2 protein-coding genes are annotated in these 9241 nt (G+C 63.3%); both read left to right on the forward strand.

The genetic code is table 11. From position 1 onward, the window contains the following. Positions 1-169 precede the first annotated feature (169 nt). A complete protein-coding gene (locus FHS22_RS36840) occupies positions 170-8425 on the forward strand; it encodes a polymorphic toxin-type HINT domain-containing protein (RefSeq protein ID WP_184948833.1) in 8256 nt (2751 codons plus the stop codon). 10 nt (positions 8426-8435) lie between these two features. Further along, positions 8436-8936 (forward strand): hypothetical protein, encoded by a 501-nt coding sequence (locus tag FHS22_RS36845; protein WP_184948834.1) that lies wholly within the window; start codon positions 8436-8438, stop codon positions 8934-8936. The last annotated feature ends 305 nt before the right edge of the window (positions 8937-9241 follow it).

Here is a 9241-nt window from a genome sequence, read left to right on the forward strand (position 1 = left end):
CCGTGACCTCCTCGATCACGACACGGCCTTCGCCGTCTACAACCTCTGATCAACCATCAGCAGGCCGGACAAAACCCTTCAACGCCGGGGCCGTGAGGTCAACCCGAGAGCGGGCTGGAACACAGAGGCCTCGTCTGATACAGATGCCGGTCTTGAGGATGGCGACTTCATGGACAAGCTGCGCTCTCTGCTGCAGGAAATCCGCTGGTTCCGTTGGCTGACAGTCGTTGTTCTCGCTGCGACCATCCCGGGGCTCCTGCAATTGGGGGCGCAACCGGTGAGGGCCGAGCCCGTGCCGGTAAAACCGGATACTCCTGTCCAGGCGCATGGGTCGACCAGAAGCCTGCCCACGCTGGTGCCGACAGATGCGACCGAGACGGACCTCGAATCGGAGGCGCGCGACCCCAAACCGCCCAAGGGCACCGTTCCTATTGAGCGGCGACACGAGTTTGTCGATGAGCCGGCAGAAGGTGGCCTGAATTCCCCGCCGCCGCTTCCTGGTTGGAAAACCGGCGCAGACGTGGCGGACTCATCTGACGCTTCGTCTGGTCCGCGGTCCCAGCCGTCGGCTCGGCAGGAGATCGCTAAGAGTGCGCCCTCGGCCAAGCAGGACGGACTGACCGCAGCAAACGCCTCTGTGCCATCCGTCTACGGATTGACAGTGACTCCGGGGACTTCGTCCTCTGGTGGGTGGGTGGCGTCGTCGCTGACGCCGAAACTGGCGGCGCACGCGTCCTACGCTGAATCCTGGGGCACGCTGCGTCATGTGGAGGTGGAGCATGATCCGGCGGTGCCTTCGCAGGGTACGGGGCTGATCTGGTCGGGATCGACGACTTCGCATGTGGAGTCAGGCCATTCGGACGGCTTGTCGGTGCCGCGAGGCAAGCTAACGGACGGCTGGCAGGTGCGTTGGCGGATCCGGGCCAGTTCGGGAGGGCTCTACAGTCCGTGGTCGGACTGGCAGAAGATGCGGGTCGAGGCTCTTCTCTGGGGAGAGGCTACGCCGGCTGACAACACGCAGGTCGGCTCGCTGAACGTGGCGCTTTCGGCATCGGCCAAACCAGGTGACAGGTCCCTGGAGGTCCTCTACTGGTTCGAGCTCTGCTCGGGAACACCCGACAATTTCGTGTGGTGTGAGAGCCCTTCATCATGGAGCAGCTCAGGAGTCTGGGAGGTGCCAGAGGACAGGCTGAAGTGGGGGAAGACCTATTGGTGGCATGTGAGCGCAGCCACCCCTCACGCAGAGGCCACTTCGCCCTGGCGTACCTTCACCACGATCCCCGAACAGGGCACGATCAACTCGCTGCTGTCCTCCGGGACGCACGGCCGGGACTTCCAGCACGTCACCGGAAACTACACCCAGTCGGCAACGGATGTTGCGATTACGACAGCCGGTTTGCCTCTTTCGGTGACACGTAGCTACAACAGCCAGGACCCTCGTACTGACGGTGCTTTTGGTGCGGGATGGACCACTCGCTGGGATATGAGAATCCAGAAGGAACCGGAAACGAGCACACTGCTCGTCACCTACCCCGACGGCAACCAGTTGCGGTTCGCAGCCAAGGGGGACGGCACCTATGCGGTTCCCCCAGGGGTCTTCGCCACGCTGACGGACGTCACCGAAGGCGGCTGGAGACTGATGGACAAGTCGTCCACCTCCTACTGGTTCGACACCTCAGGCCGACTCACCAAGGTGACCGATCACCGCGGGCGTGCACAGGAACTGGTTTACGGCACTGACGGAAAGCTGACGAAGGTCACCGCAACCGGTGGACGGTCGTTGACCTTCGCCTGGAGCGGTGCACACGTGGCCAGCGTCTCCACTGATGAGGTGGACGGCACCGCACTGATATGGACCTACTCCTATGACGGCGACAAACTCGTCAAGGTATGCAGCCCGGGCGCGGGAGCTGCATGCACCGCCTACTCCTATGCCGACGCATCGCGGTACAGCAGTGTGATCGCTAATGCGATGCCGGCGGGGTACTGGAGGTTCAACGAGGCGAGAGGATCCAGTGGATCAACGGTCCACAGCTCGGCAGGATGGAATCTGGGCTGGGACCACGGTTATTTCAACGGCTCTGCCTACAACGCCACCACCGCTGTTCCGGGCGCGCTGTCAGGCACCACGGACACCGCCTTCCGGTTCGCCGGCACCGAGTCTTCGGCCTACGTTGACCTTCCGTATGGGACAATCAACAAACGTGGCGGATATCTGGCTGTCGAGGCCTGGTTCAAGACGACGGGATCGGGCACCGTCATCGGCTACAGTGATTCGTCACTGGAGTCGGGAGATCACACTCCGGCAATTTATGTGGGAACCGACGGAAAACTTCGAGGCCAGTTCTCCATAGGCGGCGGAGGGGTTCCGATGACATCGGCTGCCCGGGTGAATGACGGCGTATGGCACCACGTGGTGCTCTCCGGGGCGAACAATGTTCAGACTCTGTATCTGGACGGGCAGGTCGTCGGGGCGCTCTCTGGCACTATCGACCACCTTGAACAGAATGACACCCGGATCGGATACGGATTCGCTTCGTATGAGTGGCCGGCGACCGTTTGGTCATCGTCTAAGAAAGCGTTCCCCTTCAAGGGTGACATCGACGAGGTCGCGGTCTACGGTAAGCCGCTCGGCTTGGCTGAGGTCCGCACCCACTATGCGGCTCGGCTGGCCCAGCCCCAGATGACCAAGGCAACGCTTCCGTCGGGACGCGTGTGGGCGTCCAACACCTACGATGTCAACACTGGCCGGCTGCTCACCCACACCGATGACAACGGTGGTACCTGGAAGCTGGGCGCGGTTCAGCACTCTTCTGGTTCTCCGGACATCTTCGACGTGTCCAAAGTGAACGCGACGACCAAGGTGACCGACCCGCACAACGGTACGCTCACTTACGTCGACGACGCCAAACGCGGTTACCGGTCGATCTCCGTAGCCGATCAGCTGGGTAAGCTCACCAAGTACGAATACAACGACAACGGTGTGCTCTACAGCGTCGCTGACCGCAACGGAAACAGGACAACCCTGTTCCGTGACGAACGAGGCAACCTGGTCGGCCGGATGACCTGCCGCTCGTCGAACAGCTGCCAGACGGAGTACTTCTCCTATTATCTCAACAGGAACAACGCGTTCGATCCTCGGAACGACCAGTTGACGGTCGCGCGAGACGCGCGTTCCTCCTCAAAAACCGACAACACCTACGCGTCCACCACCGAATACAACACCTACGGTGAGGTGGTGAAGGAGTCCGCGCCGGCCACTGCGGACTTCCCCGAAGGCAGGTCGAGCACTTATGCCCACACCGACGGCACGGAAGTGGCGGTCGGTGGCGGGACGACCCCAGCCGGGTTGGTGAAATCAGAAAAGGACGCCAAGGGCAACGAGACGACTTACCGCTACACCGCCGCCGGTGACCTGGCCGAGCAGACCGACCCCTCAGGGTTGGTGATCAAATACCAGCATGACGTGCTGGGCCGTGTGGTTTCCCGTACGGAGGTCTCCGACGCGCATCCCGACGGGGTGACGACCACCTTCACCTACGATGCCGCAGGCCGTCCGGCCACCCACACCGGGTCGGGCATCAAGAACGAGGTCACCGGCGTCACCCACACCGCCCAGACGCGCTATGCCTACGACGTCGACGGCAACAAGCTCAGCGACACCGTCGTGGATCTCACCGGCGGGGACCCGGAACGCAAGACCACCTACACCTATGACGACTACGGTCGTATGGCGTCGGTGCTCGGCCCCGAAGGCGGGACGGTCCGCTACACCTGGGACCAGGTCGGCGCGCGGACCAGCGTGACCGACGAACTCGGCACCGTCTTCCACTACACCTACACCGCCCGGGGCGAACTGGCCTCTCGCGTGTTGAAGAACTGGACGGGAAGCCCGGTCAGCCCGCAGGCGCCACGCGACGTCGTGCTGGAGTCCTACTCCTACGACCCGGGCGGGCGTCTTGCCGCCACCGTCGACGCGATGGGCCGCAAGCTGACGCAGACATACTTCGGAGACGACTCACCGGCCCAGACGATCGCCGACGACGTCAAGCTCAACGGTTCCGCCACACCGCAGGACGTGGTGCTGGGGTCCAACACCTATGACGCCGCGGGAAACCTCGTCTCCGTCTCCAACGGGGGCGGCAAGCAGCGCACCGACTACGTCTACGACGCCGCCGACCGGCTGACCTCGGAGACGTTCGATCCCAGCGGTCTGGCCCGTAAGACGGCCTATGTCTACGACGCCAACGACAACGTCACCAAGGTCACCATGACCGGCGCCGGAAGTTCTCGGACCGAGGTGATGGAGCTCGGCTACAACGTCGACGACATCCTGATCCGTCGGAGTGTGGAGAACGGCGACTCCGACGTCGTCACCACCCGGACGGTGGACGACCGAGGTCTGACCACCGCGATGGTCAGCCCACGCGGGCATGAGTCCGACGCGAACCCGGAGGACTTCACCACCACCTACCGCTACGACCTCTCCGGCCAGCTCGTCGAGACGAGATACCCGGAGACCAAGGTGGAGAAGGCCGGCTCCGCCGCCAACGCCAGACCCACCGTCAAGAGCGGGTACGACAGCGCCGGCCGTCAGACCCATTCCGTCGACGCCGAGGGCCGCATCACGGTTGCGGCTTTCGACCGGCTGGGGCGGGTCATCTCGGTGACGGCGCCGCCTTATGCGCAACCCGGCGGGCAGACCCTGACCCCGAAGGTCGCCTACACCTACGATGCGGCGGGCCGGCAGACCAGCGTCACCGACGAGCGCGGCGCGGTCAGCAAGATCGAGTACGACGCGTTCGGCAATCCCGTCCGGTTCACCGACCCTGCCCCCGGCGGCCAGCAGATCCTGGAGTACGACCTCCTCGGCGAGCAGCTCGCCGAGACCGACCCGACGGGCGCCCGTACCGAGGCGACTTATGACGATCTGGGGCGGCAGATCACTCGCACGGTGATTGAGCGCAAGCCCACGCCCGTCGCGCTGACCACCCGGATGGAGTACAACGCGGCCGGTGACCTGACCAAGATGGTCGCACCCGGCGACAAGACGAGCCTGTATGAACTCAACGCCGCAGGCGAGGTGACCTCGCAGACCGATCCGCTGGGCAACGTCACCAAGCTGACCTACGACCTGGCCGGGCGCACGCTCAAGAGCACCGACCCGCTCGGCAACGCCAGCGTGATCGAATACGACCTGGCAGGCCGGCAGGTCGAAGCCAAGGAGGTCGACACCAACGGCTCCACCCTGCGCACGGTCAGCTTCGGCTACGACGCGGCCTCCAACCAGGTACGGACCACCTCGGCCGAGGGTCACACCACCACGATGCGCTACAACGCATTCGACGACCTGGTCGAGCTGGTCGAACCCGTCTCCGCGGATCAGACGATCACCACGACCTACGGCTACGACATCACCGGCGCGCTGACCCGCACCACCGACGGTCGTGGCAACACCGTGTGGACCACCTACAACAGCCTTGGCCTGGTCGAGTCGATGGTCGAGCCGGCCACCCAGGCGCACCCCGCCCCGCAGGACCGGACCTGGACCAACGTCTACGACGTGGCCGGTGATCTGCTGTCGGTGCAGCAGCCCGGAGGCGTCCGGATCGACCGGCAGTACGACGCGCTGGGCCGGATGACCAAGCAGACCGGCACCGGCGCGGCGGTGGCGACACCGGAGCGCGTCTACGGCTACGACGCCATGGGCCGCCAGACCGCCATCGGCGACTACACGCTGGAATACAACGACCGTGGCCTGCTCACCCGGGTCGCCAAGCCCTCGGGCCAGGTCGCGGCCTTCACCTACGATGCGGCCGGCAATCCGACCGAGCGTATCGACACGGCCGGCACCACCACGTTCGGCTGGGACAAGGGCGAGCGCCTGGCCACGGCCGCCGACCCCGTCTCCGGGCGGGCGTTCACCTACGGCTACGACAAGGCAGACCGCCTGACCACCCTCGCTTCCGCCAATCCGGTCACCACCCAGGACTTCGGCTACGACCCGATGGACCGGCTGACCTCCCACACGCTGAAGGACTCCGCCGGCACCCAGCTGGCGAAGATCTCCTACACCTGGGACCGGGACGACAACCTGACCTCCAAGGTCACCGAAGGCACGGCCGGTGCGGGCCCCAACACCTACGGCTATGACCGGCTCGGTCGCATCACCTCTTGGAAGGCACCCGACGGCAACACCACCACCTACACCTGGGATGCCTCCGGCAACCGGACCTCGGCCGGCGACAAGACCTTCACCTACGACGAGCGCAACCGCCTGGTCTCCGGCGGGGGGACCGACTACACCTATACCCCGCGCGGAACGCTTGCCAGCGAGACCACCGGCGGCACGACCAAGAACCTGGTCTTCGACGCCTTCGACCGGTTGATCTCCGACGGCGACGTCACCTACGGTTATGACGCCATGGACCGGGTCGTCTCCCGCAAGCAGGGCGCCGACGACCAGCGGTTCGTCTACTCGGGTATGGCCAACGACATCACCGCCATCACCGACGGCGCCGGTGCGGTCAAGTCCCGCTACGGCCGCGGCCCCCTGGGCGAACTGCTGAGCATCGAAGAGGGCGGCCAGAAACTCGGTGTGATGACCGACCAGCACGACGACGTGGTCGCCACCTTCTCCGGCACCGCGCTGGTCGACTCGGTCTCCTACAGCCCGTTCGGTGAGGTCCTCGCCCAGACCGGGGCCAAGCGCGCGCTCGGCTACCAGGGCGAGTACACCGACCCCGCGACGGGCAAGGTCAACATGCACGCCCGCTGGTACATGCCGGGCACGGGCGGCTTCGCCTCCCGCGACGACTGGACGCTCTCGCCGTACCCGTCGATCAACCTCAACCGCTATACGTACGGCAACGGCAACCCGCTGGCCAACACCGACCCCACGGGACACTGCCCGATCTGCATCCCGCTGTTCATCGCCGCAGTCAGGATCGCGGCCCCGATCGTGGCCCGCGCGGTACCGCGGATCATCCAGGCCGTCACCAAGGCCAGACCTCCGATCCGGCCTCCGTTCAGGCCCCCGGCGGCGCCTAAGCCCCCGATCAAGCCCCAGACTCCGCCGAGAGGAGCAGGAGGCGGAAAGGGGCCGTCCACCAACAAGGGGCCGTCCACCAACAAGGGGCCGTCCACCAACAAGGGGCCGTCCACCAACAAGGGGCCGTCCACCAACAAGAGGCCGTCCACCAACAAGAGGCCGTCCACCAACAAGAGGCCGTCCACCAACAAGAGGCCGTCCACCAACAAGAGGCCGTCCACCAACAAGAGGACGACCACCAACAAGAGGACGACCACCAACAAGAGGACGACCACCAACAAGAGGACGACCACCAACAAGAGGACGACCACCAACAAGAGCACCAACAACACCAAGCAGGAAATCAGCGCAGACAGCATCGGCGACATCGGTGGCATTGATGTTCCCGACCTCGGCGGATTCGACGGGTGCTCCAGCGTGCGGAGTTGTGTCCGGGACCTGGTGGAGGAGGCCGTAGAGGAGACCGTTGATGAAACGGTCGCCGGTATCGTCGATGAAGTAGCTCCAGATCTGCCCTTCGATCCGCCAGGCCTCGACGGTGGCAGCTGTGACACCGGAAGGCGCAAGCCCAACAGCTTCGTGCCGGGCACTCAGGTCCTGATGGCCGATGGCTCGACCAAGGCGATCGAGGACGTCAAGGTCGGCGACTATGTCATGGCCACCGACCCCGAGGCCAGGATCACCGCGGCCAAGCCGGTCATCACCCTGATCACCGGCGACGGCGTGAAGAACCTCGTCGAGGTCACCGTCGATATCGACGGTGATCGCGGCAAGGCCACCGACGTCGTCACCGCGACAGACGAGCACCCGTTCTGGATCCCGTCACTGCGCAAGTGGCTGACCGCCGGCGAGCTCCAGCCCGGCATGTGGCTGCAGACCTCGGCCGGCACCCACGTCCAGATCACTGCGGTCGAGAAGCGGACGGCAACCCAACGCGTCCACAACCTGACAGTCGACGACCTCCACACCTACCATGTGGTAGCAGGCGACGAAGCAGTCCTTGTCCATAACACAAGTCCTCGCGGCGACTGCGGGCCCATTGACGACGATGCAGGCGCGCAGGCGAGATGTAAACGGGATAATCTAGGCAACGCTCTTGGAAAGAAGCACGCCACTTATTGTGGCGGCTACGATCCTGATGGTAATGCGTATGCTGGATGCTCTGGAAATCCGACCGGATGTGCTGAGAACGATATTGAGCGCCAGGCGGGTAAGGGTCCTGGAGGCGTGAGATTTGAAGGAGCTTTTGGTTGGCGCCAAGGCGAATGGACCGAAATTCCAGTATGTAAGAGGTGTCAGGAAAGATATGATAGGGATCAATTTCCTCCGGGTATAACATTTGACCCTGGAGGGAGGTGGAGTCGTGAGCGCTAATATGGTTAGAGTGGAGCTGATTCGTCACGACTGGGGATCGCTTCGGGCGATGGGGGGTGAGGCTGAACGTGTACCGGAAAGCATTCTGACTCTCGTCTCAAGCGAAGCTGAGGACGACGCCCTAGCTGCATACTGGGAGCTTGAGAACTATGTCGTGGTTCAAGGTCAATTGTTTGAGGCGTCGCAGTATGTAGTTCCCGTATTGCTTGCGGCCCTTGCAGAGGAAATTTCGCGGGCAGCCCGTAAGGCTGTTCTTGAACTGCTGTTTCAGCTGGTTTCTGGCGAGTCCGATATAGAAGAGGTGGAGAGAGGGAATCCGGATCTCGGACCCATCTGCCGGAAAAACGCTCAAGAAGGAATCTGGATAATTTACCAGGAGCTATGCTCGGGTCATTATGATCTCGCCAGAGATATTCTCGAAATTATTGATGAAGACAGGGATAGATTTGCTCATTTCGTAGACGCTTATCCGCATGGTAAGCGGAAGAAGCAGCGTGGGCGAATTGGTTAGAGAGGAATGAGTGGATCCCATGTCTCGTTTCTTGTGGATGTGTAACGTGGGATCTCGTATCGGTATATGAATTTCAATCTGCTTTAGGTGAAGCATGTCCCGGTGCTCGAAGTGGGCACAATCAGATTGCTTGACGGCTAATACTCCAGCCGCACATCGGGATGTGAGCTGGTACCCGGGTCGGCAGGGCCGCCCGTGCTCGTCGCGGCTGGCGCATACAAGCGCAAACGAGTAGGAACGAGTGTGCTCGTAGCCGGATGACAAGCAGACGGCCACCGCTGTGATCATTCAGGTGTGATGGAACT

It is taken from the genome of Thiemannella venezuelensis, assembly GCF_014203605.1.
GTDB lineage: Bacteria > Actinomycetota > Actinomycetes > Streptosporangiales > Streptosporangiaceae > Planomonospora_A > Planomonospora_A venezuelensis.